This is a genomic window from Streptomyces sp. NBC_01689 (genome assembly GCF_036250675.1).
Taxonomy (GTDB): Bacteria; Actinomycetota; Actinomycetes; order Streptomycetales; family Streptomycetaceae; genus Streptomyces.
Window position 1 is genome coordinate 4,440,410 of sequence record NZ_CP109592.1, and the last position, 14,580, is coordinate 4,454,989.

17 protein-coding genes, 3 tRNA genes and 1 pseudogene are annotated in these 14,580 nt (G+C 69.8%); 5 read left to right on the forward strand and 16 right to left on the reverse strand.

What is annotated here, in order from left to right:
• Positions 1-136 precede the first annotated feature (136 nt).
• The 8 genes from OG776_RS18820 to OG776_RS18855 form a co-directional block, all read right to left on the reverse strand.
• Positions 137-1,192, reverse strand: a complete 1,056-nt coding sequence (locus OG776_RS18820; RefSeq protein ID WP_329326459.1) for a UDP-N-acetylmuramate dehydrogenase — start codon at positions 1,190-1,192, stop codon at positions 137-139.
• 281 nt (positions 1,193-1,473) lie between these two features.
• Positions 1,474-2,931: a DHA2 family efflux MFS transporter permease subunit gene (locus OG776_RS18825; protein ID WP_329321777.1), complete on the reverse strand. Its 1,458-nt coding sequence runs from the start codon at positions 2,929-2,931 to the stop codon at positions 1,474-1,476.
• 196 nt (positions 2,932-3,127) lie between these two features.
• The gene (locus OG776_RS18830; RefSeq protein WP_187285673.1) at positions 3,128-3,706 is read right to left on the reverse strand and encodes a TetR/AcrR family transcriptional regulator; all 579 of its coding nucleotides are present in this window, start codon (positions 3,704-3,706) and stop codon (positions 3,128-3,130) included.
• 322 nt (positions 3,707-4,028) lie between these two features.
• Complete coding sequence (locus OG776_RS18835) at positions 4,029-4,457, reverse strand: MaoC family dehydratase (protein WP_148010001.1); 429 nt, start codon at positions 4,455-4,457, stop codon at positions 4,029-4,031.
• 2 nt (positions 4,458-4,459) lie between these two features.
• Positions 4,460-4,906 carry a MaoC family dehydratase N-terminal domain-containing protein gene (locus OG776_RS18840; RefSeq protein WP_148010000.1) on the reverse strand — a complete coding sequence of 149 codons (447 nt, stop codon included), beginning with the start codon at positions 4,904-4,906 and terminating at the stop codon, positions 4,460-4,462.
• A 200-nt stretch (positions 4,907-5,106) separates the two neighbouring features.
• Positions 5,107-5,271: a 50S ribosomal protein L33 gene (gene rpmG, locus OG776_RS18845; protein ID WP_004571794.1), complete on the reverse strand. Its 165-nt coding sequence runs from the start codon at positions 5,269-5,271 to the stop codon at positions 5,107-5,109.
• Positions 5,272-5,367: 96 nt separating this feature from the next.
• Positions 5,368-5,440: transfer RNA gene (locus tag OG776_RS18850), tRNA-Met, on the reverse strand.
• Positions 5,441-5,486: 46 nt separating this feature from the next.
• Positions 5,487-5,559: transfer RNA gene (locus tag OG776_RS18855), tRNA-Thr, on the reverse strand.
• A 418-nt stretch (positions 5,560-5,977) separates the two neighbouring features.
• On the opposite strand from OG776_RS18855, the gene OG776_RS18860 reads away from it, so the two are divergent.
• Entirely contained in the window at positions 5,978-7,243 is a 1,266-nt protein-coding gene (locus OG776_RS18860) for an amidohydrolase family protein (protein ID WP_329321781.1), read from the forward strand.
• A gap of 372 nt (positions 7,244-7,615) precedes the next feature.
• Positions 7,616-8,272, forward strand: coding sequence for an NAD(P)H-binding protein (locus OG776_RS18865; protein WP_148009998.1), 657 nt, complete (start codon positions 7,616-7,618; stop codon positions 8,270-8,272).
• 84 nt (positions 8,273-8,356) lie between these two features.
• On the opposite strand, the gene OG776_RS18870 is transcribed toward OG776_RS18865, so the two are convergent.
• From OG776_RS18870 to OG776_RS18880, 3 genes are all read right to left on the reverse strand, one after another.
• Entirely contained in the window at positions 8,357-8,569 is a 213-nt protein-coding gene (locus OG776_RS18870; RefSeq protein ID WP_148009997.1) for a hypothetical protein, read from the reverse strand.
• Positions 8,570-8,875: 306 nt separating this feature from the next.
• Entirely contained in the window at positions 8,876-9,184 is a 309-nt protein-coding gene (locus OG776_RS18875) for a hypothetical protein (protein WP_329321785.1), read from the reverse strand.
• A 459-nt stretch (positions 9,185-9,643) separates the two neighbouring features.
• Positions 9,644-9,725, reverse strand: a tRNA-Tyr gene (locus tag OG776_RS18880).
• Positions 9,726-9,927: 202 nt separating this feature from the next.
• Here OG776_RS18880 and OG776_RS18885 point away from each other — a divergent pair.
• Positions 9,928-10,416 carry a YajQ family cyclic di-GMP-binding protein gene (locus OG776_RS18885; RefSeq protein ID WP_148009996.1) on the forward strand — a complete coding sequence of 163 codons (489 nt, stop codon included), beginning with the start codon at positions 9,928-9,930 and terminating at the stop codon, positions 10,414-10,416.
• A 101-nt stretch (positions 10,417-10,517) separates the two neighbouring features.
• On the opposite strand, the gene OG776_RS18890 is transcribed toward OG776_RS18885, so the two are convergent.
• From OG776_RS18890 to OG776_RS18900, 3 genes are all read right to left on the reverse strand, one after another.
• Positions 10,518-10,784 carry a GlsB/YeaQ/YmgE family stress response membrane protein gene (locus OG776_RS18890; protein ID WP_148009995.1) on the reverse strand — a complete coding sequence of 89 codons (267 nt, stop codon included), beginning with the start codon at positions 10,782-10,784 and terminating at the stop codon, positions 10,518-10,520.
• Between the two features lie 223 nt (positions 10,785-11,007).
• Positions 11,008-11,580 (reverse strand): SMI1/KNR4 family protein, encoded by a 573-nt coding sequence (locus OG776_RS18895; RefSeq protein ID WP_148009994.1) that lies wholly within the window; start codon positions 11,578-11,580, stop codon positions 11,008-11,010.
• Positions 11,581-11,653: 73 nt separating this feature from the next.
• Positions 11,654-11,944, reverse strand: a complete 291-nt coding sequence (locus tag OG776_RS18900; protein WP_443077365.1) for a YccF domain-containing protein — start codon at positions 11,942-11,944, stop codon at positions 11,654-11,656.
• A 118-nt stretch (positions 11,945-12,062) separates the two neighbouring features.
• Here OG776_RS18900 and OG776_RS18905 point away from each other — a divergent pair, with 118 nt between their 5' ends.
• Complete coding sequence (locus tag OG776_RS18905; protein WP_329321788.1) at positions 12,063-12,464, forward strand: YccF domain-containing protein; 402 nt, start codon at positions 12,063-12,065, stop codon at positions 12,462-12,464.
• Positions 12,465-12,674: 210 nt separating this feature from the next.
• Positions 12,675-13,043: a recombinase family protein gene (locus OG776_RS18910; RefSeq protein ID WP_148009993.1), complete on the forward strand. Its 369-nt coding sequence runs from the start codon at positions 12,675-12,677 to the stop codon at positions 13,041-13,043.
• 481 nt (positions 13,044-13,524) lie between these two features.
• Here OG776_RS18910 and OG776_RS18915 read toward each other — a convergent pair.
• Both OG776_RS18915 and htpX read right to left on the reverse strand, forming a co-directional pair.
• Positions 13,525-13,653, reverse strand: a pseudogene (locus OG776_RS18915) (YccF domain-containing protein); the annotation flags it as partial.
• Positions 13,650-14,513, reverse strand: a complete 864-nt coding sequence (gene htpX / locus OG776_RS18920; RefSeq protein ID WP_329321790.1) for a zinc metalloprotease HtpX — start codon at positions 14,511-14,513, stop codon at positions 13,650-13,652. The gene htpX and the pseudogene OG776_RS18915, both read right to left, overlap by 4 nt.
• Positions 14,514-14,580 lie beyond the last annotated feature (67 nt).

Here is a 14,580-nt window from a genome sequence, read left to right on the forward strand (position 1 = left end):
AGGTGCCTGACGAACCGTAGCGGTCACCGTCGTACGCGTCGTACGGGAGGCCTCATGGCCCCAGCGTGACCGCCGCGCGGGCCCGTCCGCAACGGAGATTCCGCCCCGGCGGGACGCGGGAGGGCCTCTGGAGGCGCTAAAGGCGCACGCCGACCGTCACCGGTTCGTTGACCAGAGTGATCCCGAAGGCGTCACGCACCCCGGCGACGACCTCCCGCGCCAGCGCGAGCAGGTCCTCGGTGGTGGCCCGGCCCCGGTTGGTGAGGGCCAGCGTGTGCTTGGTGGAGATCCGCGCGGGCCCGGAGCCGTACCCCTTGCCGAATCCGGACTTGTCGATCAGCCAGGCGGCGGACGTCTTGGTGTGTCCCTCACCCGCCGGGTAGGCGGGCGGTACGACGTCGGAGCCGAGCCGCTCGGCCACGCGCGCGTGGAACGCGGCGAACTCCTCGTCGGTGAGGATCGGGTTGGTGAAGAACGACCCGGCGGACCAGGTGTCGTGGTCCTCGGGGTCGAGCACCATGCCCTTGCCGGAGCGCAGCTTCAGGACGGTCTCGCGGGCGGCGTCGAGGGGGACGCGGTCACCGGCCTCCACGCCCAGGGCGCGGGCCGTCTCTGCGTACCTGACCGGTGCCGACAGTCCCTCCGCGTCCTCCAGACCGAAACGGACGCGCAGCACGACATGACGCTCGGGGTCGGCCTTGAAGCGGCTGTGGCGGTAGGAGAAGGCGCAGTCGGCGTTCGTGAGCGTGACCGTCTCGCGCGCCTCCCGGTCGTACGCGATCACCTCGGTGATGGTCGACGACACTTCCTGGCCGTACGCGCCCACGTTCTGGATCGGGGTCGCGCCGGCGGAGCCGGGGATGCCGGCGAGGCACTCGATCCCCGCGAGTCCGGCCGCCACGGTGCGGGCGACGGCGTCGCTCCAGACCTCGCCCGCGGCCAGTTCCAGCGTCGTCCCGTCGAGCGTGAACCCGCTCGTCGCGATGCGCAGGGCGGTTCCGTCGAAGCCCTTGTCGCCGATGACCAGGTTCGATCCACCGCCGATCAGCAGCAGCGGGGTACCGGTGTCGTCGGCGTCGCGGACGGCGGCGATCACCTCGGCGTCGGTGGTCGCGGTGATCAGCCTGGTCGCGGGCCCCCCGAGCCGGAAGGTGGTCAACGGGGCGAGCGGGGCGTCGTGGAGTTCCTGCACGGGCCCAAGACTACGAGAAGGCCCGGAGCGCCCTGCCCGCGGTACGCACGACGGGCTACGGGCTACGGGCTACGGGCTACGAGATACGGGCGACGGCATACGGCGGACGACCCGACACGTACGGCGGACGACCGACGCGTACGGCTGATGGCTGACGGCTGACGGCTGACGGCTGACGGCTGACGGCTGACGGCTGACGGCTGATGGCTGATGGCGTGCGAACGGCCCCGCCGTGAAGGCGGGGCCGTTTCTTACCGTGCGGGATGTGGACGGGCCCGCCGTCAGCGGGAGGCCGTCTCCAGGGCCGGGACGGGCGCCGGGGTGGTGGCCGGTCCCCCGGCGACGGCGGCCGACCGCGCCGCGCGCCGCGCCGACGGGATGAGCAGCACCGCGACTCCCGCGAGGGCGACCGTCGCCGCGCCCACCACGAGCGCGGGCCGCAGGCCGTCCACGAAGCTCGTCGCGGTCTCGTAGCCGCCCTGAGCGGAGAAGATCGACGACATCACCGCGATGCCGAGCGCGCCGCCCACCTCGCGGAGCGCGTTGTTGGCGCCGGAGGCGATGCCCTGCTCCTGCGGCCGGACGCTGGACATGACCAGGTTGGAGGCGGGGGCGAAGTACAGGGACATCCCGATACCGCTGATGATCAGGGCGGGCAGTTGCTCGGCGTACGAGACGTCGGCGGCGACCACCACGGCGTAGTAGGCGAGCCCGAGGGCCTGCAGGAAGAGCCCGGTGGCCACCACCGGCCGGCCTCCGACGCGGTCGGAGAGGTAGCCGGCGATCGGCGCGACGAGCATCGGCATGCCGGTCCAGGGCAGCATCCTGAGGCCCGCCTCGGTGGGCGAGTAACCGAGGACGCCCTGCATGTACTGGCTGAGCAGGAAGATCGAGCCGAACATCCCGAGGAACATCAGCAGGCTCGCGGCGTTGATCCCGGCGAAGGCACGGGAGCGGAAGAGGCGCATCGGCAGCATCGGGTTCTTCGCGCGGCTGCCGTGCAGGACGAAGGCGGTGAGCAGGGCGGCACCGGCGAGCAGGCCGGTCAGCACGACGGGGCTGGTCCAGCCGTCGGCGGGCCCGCGCACCAGGCCGTACACGATGCCGAAGAGGCCGCCGCTGGCGAGCAGGGTGCCGGGGATGTCGAGCCGGGCACCGGCGCCGTGGGACTCGGCCAGCCGCAGCCGGGCGAGCGGGAGCAGGGCGAGACCGAGCGGGACGTTCAGCCAGAAGATCCAGTGCCAGGACACGTGTTCGGTGAGGCTGCCGCCGATGAGCGGTCCCGAGGCGACCGCGAGTCCGTTCACGGCGCCCCAGATCCCGTACGCCATCCCGCGCCTGGCGGCCGGCACGGCGGCCGTCAGCAGGGTCAGGGTCAGCGGCATCATGATGGCGGCTCCGACGCCCTGGACGGCGCGGGCGGCGATCAGGGAGTCGATGCCGGGCGCCATGGCCGCGGCCGCGGAGGCGCCGGTGAAGACGGAGAGGCCGACGAGGAAGAGCCGGCGGCGGCCGAAGCGGTCACCCAAGGCCGCGCCGAACATCAGCAGGACGGCGAAGGTGAGCGTGTACGCGCTCACGGTCCATTCAAGGTCGTCCAGCGCTCCCCCGAGGTCCTCGCGGATGGAGGGCAGGGCGGTCGTGACGACGAGATTGTCGAGGGCCGCCATGAACCCGGCGACACTGGTGATGACGAGGGCCCAGGTGGCTCCCCCGCGCCGTGCTGTCTGCTGTGACATCGCTCCCCCTAAGAGTGATTCACCCATGCTGATTAGTTATTGATGACTAACTTTTACGGCCATGAAAAGACGGCTTTCCGCACGCCTTCCCGATGAGCCGGTGGATCAAGGAACCCGATGAACTCGCTGAATCCGGTGAATCCGGTGAAACTCGATGAACCGGACGGATCACCGAAGCCGCTGGACCGCCGGCCGCCTATCCGGCCGGGACCTCGGAGCGCCCAGGCACCCGCACCTCCGGGTAGATCCCCTCCCAGACCCGGTGTCCGGCCGGAAACCCCATGGCCACGAAGCAGTTGATGAGCATCCCGTACGCCAGGAAGGTCGTGGTCTCGCCCACGTCGGCCCCGAGCGGCAGATGGACCGTGTCCCACAGTCGCGTCCAGCCGCTCCGGACCGCCTCGCCGAACTCGTGGTCGCCGGCCTCCTCGGCGGCCGCCACCGCGGTGTAGGTCTGCATCTGCATGAGCAGCCGCTCCGGGTGCTCGGCGATCACCCGGGTGTACGCGGTCGCCATGGCGTACAGGGCCTCCTCGCCCTCCAGCCCCTCGGACGCCTCCCCGAAGGTCCGGCGGACGTCCTCCAGGCAGCGTTCGGCCGCCGCGAGGAAGATCGCCCTCTTGCCCGGGAAGAGCCGGAAGAGATACGGCTGGGAGACGCCCACACGCTTGGCGATCGCCTCGGTGGAGGTGCCGTGGTAGCCGCCGCGGGCGAACTCGCTGATCGCCGCGCGGATGACGCTCTCGCGCCTGTCCTCTGCGCTCATCCTGACCATGCGAGAAAGTTAGTACTCAATCACTAACCAAGTCAAGGGGCTCGGGAAAACGGGGCGTCGGTGTCCCGTGAGGTGCGGATGCCCCTTGAGGCGTGAGTGTCCCGCGAGGTGCCTGAGGCTCGTGAAGCGCGTGGGGTGCGTGGGATGCATGAGGGAGGCCGATGAGCGCCCCGGTGAGGGCGCGTCGCGCGGAACGGGTGAGGGGCGTCCGCAATGGGCGGACGCCCCTCACCTCCGACGGCCGTCCGGCCGTGCCGCCCGCCGGACGACCGTCGTCGGCGCAGCCGTGTGCCCGCCGCGGGTCCGGCGGCGGCGCCCGCCGTCAGGCCAGCCGTACGACCGCTCGTGACATGCCCAGGACCTTCTGGCCGGCGCTCATGGCGGTGAGGTCGACGCGGACGGTGTTGTCGTCCAGCTTGGCCGCGACCTTCGCGCTGACCTCGACGGTCGCCCCCTTGTCGTCGTTCGGCACGACGACCGGCTTGGTGAACCGCACGCCGTACTCGACCACCGCGCCCGGGTCGCCGACCCAGTCGGTGACGACGCGGATCGCTTCGGCCATGGTGAACATGCCGTGCGCGATGACGTCGGGAAGACCGACCTCGACCGCGAACTTCTCGTTCCAGTGGATCGGGTTGAAGTCTCCGGAGGCGCCCGCGTACTGCACGAGTGTGGCGCGTGTCACGGGGAAACTCCCGGGCGGCAGCTCCGTACCGACCTCGACCTCACCGTAGGTAATCTTCGCCGCCATGATCAGCCCTCCGCCCGCGCCACGAGTTTGGTGACGGCCGTCACCACGTGCTCGCCCGTCTCGTCGTGGACCTCACCGCGGATGTCCAGGATGTCGTTGCCGGCCATGGACTTGATGGCCTCGATGGTCGAGGTGACCGTGAGCCGGTCGCCCGCGCGCACCGGGCGGGTGTAGGCGAACTTTTGGTCGCCGTGCACCACGCGGCTGTAGTCGAGACCCAGTTGGGGGTCCTCGATGACCTGCCCGGCGGCCTTGAAAGTGATGGCGAACACGAAGGTCGGCGGGGCGATCACATCGGCGTGCCCGAGCGCCTTGGCGGCCTCCGGGTCCGTGTACGCCGGGTTGGCGTCCCCCACGGCCTCCGCGAATTCGCGGATCTTCTCGCGGCCCACCTCATAGGGCTCGGTGGGCGGGTAGGACCGCCCCACGAAGGACTGGTCGAGCGCCATGGGCCCGGAACCTCCTGGTCTTCAGCCGGTGCGGCATGCGCCGCGGTGCAGCGGAACCCCGCCGGTGCCCGGCGCCGTCGCTGCGGCACCCGGTCCCGGCCGGTGGCCGGCGCCGGGCGTTCGACACGCCGGGCGTCCGACCGATGAACGACGCGAGGCCGCCCCCGTTACTGGGGACGGCCTCGCGTACGAGCCTGAAATTATCGCGTTTCGCGGTGCGCGGTGTGCGCGTTGCAACGCGGGCAGTGCTTCTTCATCTCCAGTCGGTCCGGGTCGTTACGCCGGTTCTTCTTGGTGATGTAGTTCCGCTCCTTGCACTCCACGCAGGCCAGCGTGATCTTCGGGCGGACGTCGGTGGCAGCCACAGGAGTGCTCCTTGACGAACGGATGGGACATTAAGACGTTTAACGCATAGAAGAGTAGCCGATCGAAGGACCGACCCCACAATCGGCTACTGTCTGTAGCGGTGACCGGACTTGAACCGGTGACACAGCGATTATGAGCCGCTTGCTCTACCGACTGAGCTACACCGCTGTGATGCGATCAGAACCCGCCTTGCGACGGGTACGTCACACACCAGAGCCCCAATACGGAATCGAACCGTAGACCTTCTCCTTACCATGGAGACGCTCTGCCGACTGAGCTATTGGGGCGAGCGATGAAGACATTACACGGTCGCCCGCCGATCGCCCAAATCCGTTTCGCGGCACCCGCCCCGGCCCGTTCCCGGGCGCTTCCCGACCGCTCACCGGCCCGCCTCCCACCCGTTGCTCGTGCCTCTCACGCCTCTCGCGGCAGGCGCGCCACGGCCGCGACACGCGACACCCGCGCCCCATGGACCACGCATGCGTACCGGACCGGTCAGGGACGCATCCCCAGGTCCGGGGCCTCCCCCGGGTGGCGGACCACACCGGTACGACTATTGCGCTCCTCCCCGACGCGGACGACTCACCGCCCTAGGCTCGACTCACGCTGCGTGATCTTGACCGCCCCCTCTCTGTCACCACGCCTGCCCGCAGCGGCACTCTCCGCAACCGACTCTCCCAGTCGCCCCCGAGCCCCAGGAGCGCGATGCCCGACAGCCAGTCGCAGCCGCCCCACTCCTCTCCGTCCTCCTCGTCCGCCCCGTCCGGACGGGGCGACACCGCCGACCTGCTGCTGTGCGGAGCCCGGCTCACCGACGGCCGGACCGTGGACGTACGGCTCGGCGGCGGGCGCATCGAGGCGGTCGGTACCGCGGGCAGCCTGGCGACCGACTCCTCCGGAGCGCGGACCCCGAGGGTCGACCTCGGCGGCCACCTGCTCCTTCCGGCCCCCGCCGAGCCCCACGCGCACGGCGACACGGCGCTGACGGCCGAGGGCGACGGCCCCGTCTCGTACGAACCGCACGAGGTCCAGCGCCGGGCCACCGAGGCGGCGTTGCTGCAGCTCGCACACGGGGCGACGGCACTGCGCTCGCACGTGCGCGTCGGCGACGTCCAGGGGCTCGGCGCACTGGACGCCGTGCTCCAGGCGCGACGGGCGCTGCGGGGGCTCGCGGAACTGTCGGTGGTGGCGATGCCGCGGGTGCTCAGCGGGGTCGCCGGGGCCGACGGCCTGGCGATGCTGCGGGACGCCGTGAAGATGGGCGCCTCGGTGGTGGGCGGCTGCCCGGACACCGACCCCGACCCGACGGGGTACGTGGAGGCGGTCCTGGAACTCGCCTCCGAGTACGGCTGCCCGGTGGACCTGCACACGGACGCCACCGACCCCGCGCGGCTCGGGCGGCTCGCGGCGATGGCGGGCGGGCTGCGGTCCGGGGTGACGCTGAGCCCCTGCGCCGGCCTCGGCCGGCTGCACGCCGAGGCGGCCGCCCTGGCGGCCGACCAACTCGCCGCCGCGGGCGTCACCGTGGTGTGTCTGCCGCAGGGCGGCTGCGGAGCGTCGGAGCGTCGCGGGACGGCCCCCGTACGGCTGTTACGAGCCGCCGGGGTACGGGTCGTGGCGGGCGGCGGCGCCCTGCGGGACGTGGCGAACCCGGTGGGCCGCGGGGACCCGCTGGACGCGGCCTACCTGCTCGCCTCGCGGTACGGGCTGAGCCCCGAGGACGCCTACGACGCCGTGAGTTCCGGGGCGCGGTGTGCGCTCGGACTGCCCGAGGTGCGTGTGGAGGCGGGATTCCCGGCCGAGTTGCTCGCGGTGCGCGGGGAGGGGCTCGCGGGGGTGCTGTCGCTCGCGTACAGCCGGATCGTGGTGCACCGGGGGCGCGTGGTGGCACGCACGAGCGCCGTGCGTGAGTACTGCGACTCCGCGGCCGCGCTGGACCTGCCGCGGCAGAGCGGCGGCGATCCGCCTTGAGTCCGTCCCCGGCTCCGGCTCCGGCCCACGGCACCTGTAGGCCTCTCCGGACCTGCCGAACGCGCCGGTCCTAGCGAACTCGCCGGTTCTGCCGAACTCACTGGGCCTGGCAGCCCCTCAGAAACGTTCCGTCCGGCGTGCGTTGGGGCTCGGGAGATGCGGCGGACGGCGGCGACCGGGACACCCAGCGCCCCCTCCGTCCCCTCCCGTCCCGCCAACCTCACGTCCCGTGTCCTCCTCGCCCCGTAACCTCCTCTCTTCCGCCTCTCCTCTCCCATGTCCGATCACTCGTTCGCGAGATCACTCTCGTGATCCGCGAGTTGTCCACAGGTCGTGCGGCGAACGCGTGCGTCCGGGCGTACGGTCGGAAACATGCGCATTGTCATCGCTGGAGGTCATGGTCAGATCGCGCTGCGGCTGGAGCGCCTGCTCGCCGCACGCGGTGACGAGGTCGCGGGGATCATCCGCCGCGCCGAGCAGGGCGACGATCTGCGGGCGGCCGGCGCCGAACCGGTGGTGTGCGATCTGGAGTCGGCCTCGGTGGAAGAGGTCGCCGCCCATCTGCGGGGCGCGGACGCGGCCGTCTTCGCGGCGGGCGCGGGCCCCGGCAGCGGCACGGCCCGGAAGGACACCGTGGACCGGGCCGCCGCGGTCCTGTTCGCGGACGCGGCGGAGCAGGCGGGGGTACGGCGCTACGTGGTCGTGTCCTCCATGGGCGCGGACCCGTCCCATCAGGGCGACGACGTGTTCGACGTGTATCTGCGCGCCAAGGGCGAGGCTGACGCGTACGTGCGGGGGCGTACGGCCCTGGACTGGACGATCCTGCGCCCCGGCGGCCTGATCAACGACGCCGGAACCGGCCTCGTGCGCCTGGAGGCCTCGACCGGCCGCGGCACGATCGCGCGGGACGACGTCGCGGCCGTCCTCGCGGAACTGGTGGACACGTCGGCGACGGCTGGGCTGACCCTGGAACTGATCGGCGGCTCGACGCCGGTCTCGGTGGCGGTCAAGTCGGTCGCGGGGAATTGACCGGAGGCCCGCCGGACGGCGCCGTCCAGGAGCGGCCGAGCGGGCCGCGACCGTTCAGGTGCCGACCGAGCGGGCCGGAGCCGTTCAGAACAGCGGGAGCTGACCGGGAAACTCCGGCAGGGCGTACCCGTCCAGCGCGGGCTGCGCGGCCCCCAGGTCGGCCTGCCTGCGGGACCCGGGACAGGAGACCATCTCTCCGCTGCCGCGCGCACCCGGCGGGTCGTGCCGGGCGAACCGCCCCGCGACGACGGCGATCTCCCGGCGGCATTCGGGGCAGCTCCTGCGACGCGACGACATGAGATCAGTGTGCCCGCACCGGCCCGCACCACGAAGACCGGCTTGCCACTGGGAGACCGGCTCCGGGAAGACGGGAGAGAGGGCCGGACGGACGTACTCGGCGATGGGGGACAGTCCCCTGCCGACCCGACCCCCCTACCGGCACCAGAGCGTGCCGGCCGAGTGCGAACTCGGAGGGCTCGGAGCTACGACAGATCGAAGGCGTACTGCACGAGCTCCGCATCCCTTTTCAGAATCGCCAGGTCGTACGTCCCCTCGGCCGTGACCACTTCGCACTTCTCGAACTTCCTCGCCATGGGCACCTTCTCACCGGTGTGCCTGATGCCGATGGGCCGCTTCGAGGTCGCGCTCCTGCTTCCCCGCCGGTCGCTCCAGACCGGCTCCTCCCCCACGGCCAGGCGCACGTATCCCGACCTGAGCCGTGCGATCGACTTGCCACGACCGACCGACACCCATCGCCGCGCCACCGATGGTCTTCGTGAAACCGACCACCTGGAGCGGCTGCCCCTTCTTGAAGTCCTCGATGTCCTGCGCGGGCGTACGCCGCCGGATCCACGTCCAGCGCAACAGGACGTCCAGCCCCGTCTCCGTCCCCGCGGAGCGCCGTGCCGTCATCGTTCCCTGCCCCATTGAATTCCCCGCTCCCACAGCCGTCGGGCACCGCACCGGGACGGTGCGCGCCGCGCGGTCGAGACGTGCTCCACCGAAGCGAAGTCTGCCGTTCGGGGATCTCGTCCAGGAAGATCACGCAACCAACGGATTCAAGGCCCGGGGAAGGCCGCTGACCACGGAGAAGCCGTTCAGGGTACGGACGAAAACCCCGCGGTGGGGCCCATCCAGCCAGAACGGGCCGACGGTCAGGTCCGCGTCCCCGAGGGCAGCCGGGTCGGACCAGCTCCCGGGGGTGGGGGACGCTTGGGGGACGGGCACTGCTCGACGTGATCGACCGCGGGACACGGGCCGGATGGGGTGAGACGCGTCCACGCCCGTCCACACCGGCTCGAACACGGAGCACAAACGAAAGAACCCCTCCGAGCAGGTGTAACACCTGATCAGAGGGGGTCTGCCTTCATGTGGCGGCGCCAGGATTCGAACCTGGGAAGGCGAAGCCGGCAGATTTACAGTCTGCTCCCTTTGGCCGCTCGGGCACACCGCCGGGTTTGCTGCCCCGAGACCGCTTTTCGGCGGTGCTCTCTGGCAACGACGTAAACGATACCCGATGCCCAGGGGTGCTCCGCCACCCGATTGATCTGCGCTCGGAGGGGGGGCGGGTGACTAGGCTTATGCGGATGCGGCCGGGGGCCTACGCCGGGCTCGACGGCCGCCCCTACGCACCCCGATACAAGGAGCCACAGGACATGGCCGACTCCAGTTTCGACATCGTCTCGAAGGTCGAGCGGCAGGAGGTCGACAACGCCCTCAACCAGGCCGCCAAGGAGATCTCCCAGCGCTACGACTTCAAGAACGTCGGTGCCGCCATCTCCTGGTCCGGGGAGAAGATCCTCATGGAGGCGAACTCCGAGGAGCGCGTGAAGGCCATCCTCGACGTGTTCGAGACCAAGCTGATCAAGCGCGGCATCTCGCTGAAGTCGCTGGACGCCGGTGAGCCGCAGCTCTCCGGCAAGGAGTACAAGATCTTCGCGTCCATCGAGGAGGGCATCTCCCAGGAGAACGCGAAGAAGGTGGCGAAGATCATTCGCGATGAGGGCCCGAAGGGCGTGAAGGCTCAGGTGCAGGGCGACGAGTTGCGCGTCAGCTCGAAGAGCCGGGACGACCTGCAGGCCGTGCAGGCCCTGCTCAAGGGCAAGGACTTCGACTTCGCGCTGCAGTTCGTGAACTACCGGTAGTCGTCCGCCCGTTGCGTGTGCGACCGCGGGGACGAGGAAGGGTTGGTGCACGGAGTACCCACCCTTCCTCGTCCGACGGCCGAGGCCTCAGGGATGCCCGGTCAGCGGCGCGAGTCGCCGAACAGGATGCGGTAGAGGATCAGCAGGACGAGCGAGCCGCCGATCGCCGCCGCCCAGGTGGCACCGTCGTAGAAGTGCTTGCTGATCGGGTGGTCCAGCCAGCGCGCGGATATCCAGCCCCCCAGGAAGGCCCCCGCGACGCCGATGAGGGTCGTGCCGATGAAACCGCCCGGGTCCTTGCCCGGCAGCAGGAATTTGGCGATCGCTCCGGCCAACAGTCCCAGAATGATCCAGCTGATGATGCCCATGCCCTGAACCTGCCTCTCCGCGCTGTGCCTGTGCTGTCCTCCTGCTCCGGCCTGGCTGTCTCCATGCCTGTCTTCGAGCAGTCGGTGGTGGGTACCGGTTGTTCGTGGCGCGTCGCCAGGAAGGACGCCTGGCCGGCACCGGGCGGTTGCAGGGACCGCGGGGCGGCCCGGGTGAAGGGGCAGGTCGGAGCGCCGGACGGCCCCGCTCGTGGCGGGACGGTCCTCAGGAGGCCGGTGTCGCCGTCGTGCGGGTGCGGACGCGGAAGTCGGGCCAGGGGGGCAGGTCCGTGTCGTCGTTGGACTCCTCGTACCAGCCGGTGCCCTCCAGCCAGACGCGCAGCCAGGCCTCCAGGCCGGGCGCGTCCACGTACCAGGCGTGGTCGGCCTCGTCGGCGTTCGGCTCGAAGAGCAGCACCGCGGCTTCGGGGCTGCGGCAGTCCACGCACGCGTACATCCCGCAGCCCCAGTGGGATATCGGCAGGACGCCCTCCGGCCAGGGCCAGTCCGGGTCCTTGCGTCCGCTCTCGCGGTGCGCGAGATATTGCGGGACGGCGGCCGGCTCGCCGGAGGGGGAACCGTCGAGCAGCGGCAGCAGGCCGTACTCCGGGCCGAACCCGCCGTCCCCTATCCGCAGGTAGAGCGCGGCGAGCAGGGGCGGCAGCACGAAGCCGAGGGCGGCCTCGGCGCGGAGGACCGATGCGGCGTCCACGGGCTCGGGCAGCGAAGGCCAGCCCCACGGGCGGGTGTTGCGGGCCTCCGTGCCGACCCTTGCCAGCAACTGCTCGATTTCGGTCATGGGTTCATGATGCAGCGCACCACCGACATTCGGGCAGCCTGTGGACAACCCTCGGACAGGCGCGGGGAGGCGGCTAACGCGCCGCGAACGGCTGGTCCGTGCGCACGATTTCGCGTCCCAGCGGCAGCGGTGAGACCAGGATGAGCTTGAAGTTGGCGATGCCGAACGGGATGCCGATGATCGTGACGCACAGCAGGATGCCGGTGACGATGTGGGAGAGGGCGAGCCACCAGCCGGCGAGGACCAGCCACAGGACGTTGCCGATACAGGAGGGCGCGCCCGCGTCCCGGCGCTCGACCGTCGTATGGCCGAAGGGCCACAGGGCGTAGACGCCGATACGGAAAGCGGCGATGCCGAACGGGATCGTCTCGGGACGTTCCCGATCAGGCTACAAGGGCTCTCCGATTCCGCCTCAATGCGTGACCTGCTGATACTGGTAGCAGCAGGACCGTACCGACGGGCCACCTGGAGAGGTGTCGATCATGAAACTGTTCAACCTGCTGCTGAACGTCATCTGGCTCGTCTTCTGCGGCATCTGGATGGCGATCGGCTACGTGATCGCCGCGCTGATCTGCTTTATTTTGATCATCACCATCCCGTTCGGCATCGCTTCGCTGCGCATCGCCGGCTTCGTCCTATGGCCGTTTGGCCGCACCACGGTGGATCGGCCGGACGCTGGGGCGGGTTCATTCATCGGAAACGTGATCTGGGTGATCTTCGCCGGCTGGTGGCTGGCTCTGGCTCACCTCGTCACAAGCATCCCGCTGTTCCTGTCGATCATCGGGATCCCGTTCGGGTGGGCCAACTTGAAGCTCATCCCCATCTCGCTCATGCCTTTGGGGCGCGAGGTGGTAGCCACTGACGAGGGGTTCGGCGGGCGCTGACCACCCCTGGGTTCACCACGGTCAGGACAAGACGCTCTCCCCGGCCGAACGGTGCGGCTCCTGCGGATTCTGCTCGGACCGCGAGCACAACGCAGGAATGTCAAGAACTCCGACAATGTGCCATATCTGGTCGACAACATCGGAGTTGACAGAGACGCCCCCGCAGCGGCTGGCACCGCCCCGGGGCTGGCCGACTGATTAGAAGTCGACATGTCCAATGTAAGCACACCCCTGACCTCTGCTTTCGAGACCGGTGTCCGGGCAGCCGGCACAGTCGCACTGCACGCCGTCGACTACCTGCGGGTCTCCACCGAGGAACAGAAAAGGGGCTACGGCGTTGCCAGGCAGAGCCGGAAGACCTTCCAACACATCGCACTCAGGCAGTGGACGCACATTGCGACCTACAAGGACGAGGGCGTCTCTGGCTTCCTGGATGCGGGGGACCGCGGTGACCTGAAACGTCTGGTGGAGAGCGCGCAGCAGACTCCACGCCCCTTCGAAATCTTCGTGCCGAGGCGACCGAATGGCTTGCGGAGAGGGAGGAGTCCGACCGGCGCACCCGGGATCTCCTCGCGCTGACTAGCATGGCTGAGAGGTCGTTCCCGGACATCGTTCCCGAGCAGCAAGCGGCCATCTTGTCCATGCTGGAATCAAAGGTCACGATCACAGGCCCGGTGCCCGACGATCGGCGCGGCGGCATCCCCTGCACTGTTCGCGCCTGGTTTGCTACTGCCGGCCTCGGCATCCCTGCTGCGGCGCTCTCCGAAGAGGAGTGGGCAAAGGTCGCTCCCCTTACTCCCCAAGGGGCGCCGGGGCACCGTTCGCCGATCCGTGGACGCCATCTTCTATGAGGCGCGCACCGGCAATTCCTTGCCTGTTGTGATCAAGGAAACCGGCGCCACCATCCAGGCGTCGAAGCACTTCAACGCCTGGACGTCCGATGACATCTGGAGCCGTGTGTGCGCCGCCCTGGCGGACGTGGAACAGGTCGGTCTCCGGGAAGTTCAGCTACTGCCCCCGATGGTCATCGAAGGACGGGTCGACCCGAGCGCGATGCCGAACGCAGGAAAACGATGCCGAACGGGATGCCGATGATCGTGACGCAGAGGAGCGCGCCCGCGACGAGATGGGCGAGGAACAGCCAGAAGCCGCTCAGGACGAGCCAGATGACGTTCAGGATTGTCTTCATCGCTGGCGACCTGCCATCTGCTCGAGTCGGGAGATGCGCTCTGCCATGGGCGGGTGGGTGGAGAACATCTTCGACATTCCCTGCCCCGGACGGAAGGGGTTTGCGATCATCATGTGGCTCGCGGTCTCGATGCGCGGTTCCGGCGGCAGGGGCAGTTGCTTGGTGCCCACGTCGAGCTTGCGCAGGGCGCTCGCCAGGGCGAGGGGGTCGCCGGTGAGCTGGGCGCCGGAGGCGTCCGCCTCGTACTCCCTGGAGCGGCTGATGGCGAGCTGGATGAGGGTCGCCGCGAGCGGGCCCAGGATCATGATCAGGAGCATGCCGAGGATGCCGGGGCCCTCGTCGTCGTTGGAGCGTCCGATCGGGATCAGCCAGGCGAAATTGACCAGGAACATGATCACGGAGGCGAGGGCGCCCGCGACCGACGAGATCAGGATGTCGCGGTTGTAGACATGGCTGAGTTCGTGGCCGATGACACCGCGCAGCTCGCGCTCGTCCAGGAGGCGCAGGATGCCTTCGGTGCAGCACACCGCCGCGTTGCGCGGGTTGCGGCCCGTCGCGAAGGCGTTCGGTGCCTCCGTCGGTGAGATGTACAGGCGCGGCATGGGCTGGCGGGCCTGCGTGGAGAGCTCGCGGACCATGCGGTACAGCGCCGGGGCCTCGAACTCGCTCACCGGGCGTGCGCGCATCGCGCGTAGAGCCAGTTTGTCGCTGTTCCAGTACGCGTACGCGTTCGTCCCGATCGCGATGAGCAGTGCGACGACGAGGCCGGTACGCCCGAAGAAGCTGCCGATGACGATGATGAGTGCGGACAGTCCCCCGAGGAGTACGGCTGTCCTGAGCCCGTTGTGCCGGCGGTGCACGGTACGCCCTCCAAGTGGTGCGGCAGGGGAACCCTTTGCTTGCTGATGCGGTGCTTCCACTCTTCAG

Excerpts from the sequence above, each read along its gene's own strand:
- OG776_RS18830 (WP_187285673.1), bottom strand. The coding sequence starts at position 3,706 with ATGGTCAGGATGAGCGCAGAGGACAGGCGCGAGAGCGTCATCCGCGCG.
- OG776_RS18825 (WP_329321777.1), bottom strand. The coding sequence starts at position 2,931 with ATGTCACAGCAGACAGCACGGCGCGGGGGAGCCACCTGGGCCCTCGTC.
- OG776_RS18835 (WP_148010001.1), bottom strand. The coding sequence starts at position 4,457 with ATGGCGGCGAAGATTACCTACGGTGAGGTCGAGGTCGGTACGGAGCTG.
- OG776_RS18875 (WP_329321785.1), bottom strand. The coding sequence starts at position 9,184 with ATGACGGCACGGCGCTCCGCGGGGACGGAGACGGGGCTGGACGTCCTG.
- OG776_RS18885 (WP_148009996.1), top strand. The coding sequence starts at position 9,928 with ATGGCCGACTCCAGTTTCGACATCGTCTCGAAGGTCGAGCGGCAGGAG.
- OG776_RS18895 (WP_148009994.1), bottom strand. The coding sequence starts at position 11,580 with ATGACCGAAATCGAGCAGTTGCTGGCAAGGGTCGGCACGGAGGCCCGC.
- OG776_RS18890 (WP_148009995.1), bottom strand. The coding sequence starts at position 10,784 with ATGGGCATCATCAGCTGGATCATTCTGGGACTGTTGGCCGGAGCGATC.
- OG776_RS18840 (WP_148010000.1), bottom strand. The coding sequence starts at position 4,906 with ATGGCGCTCGACCAGTCCTTCGTGGGGCGGTCCTACCCGCCCACCGAG.
- OG776_RS18870 (WP_148009997.1), bottom strand. The coding sequence starts at position 8,569 with ATGTCGTCGCGTCGCAGGAGCTGCCCCGAATGCCGCCGGGAGATCGCC.
- OG776_RS18865 (WP_148009998.1), top strand. The coding sequence starts at position 7,616 with ATGCGCATTGTCATCGCTGGAGGTCATGGTCAGATCGCGCTGCGGCTG.
- OG776_RS18860 (WP_329321781.1), top strand. The coding sequence starts at position 5,978 with ATGCCCGACAGCCAGTCGCAGCCGCCCCACTCCTCTCCGTCCTCCTCG.
- OG776_RS18905 (WP_329321788.1), top strand. The coding sequence starts at position 12,063 with ATGAAACTGTTCAACCTGCTGCTGAACGTCATCTGGCTCGTCTTCTGC.
- OG776_RS18910 (WP_148009993.1), top strand. The coding sequence starts at position 12,675 with ATGTCCAATGTAAGCACACCCCTGACCTCTGCTTTCGAGACCGGTGTC.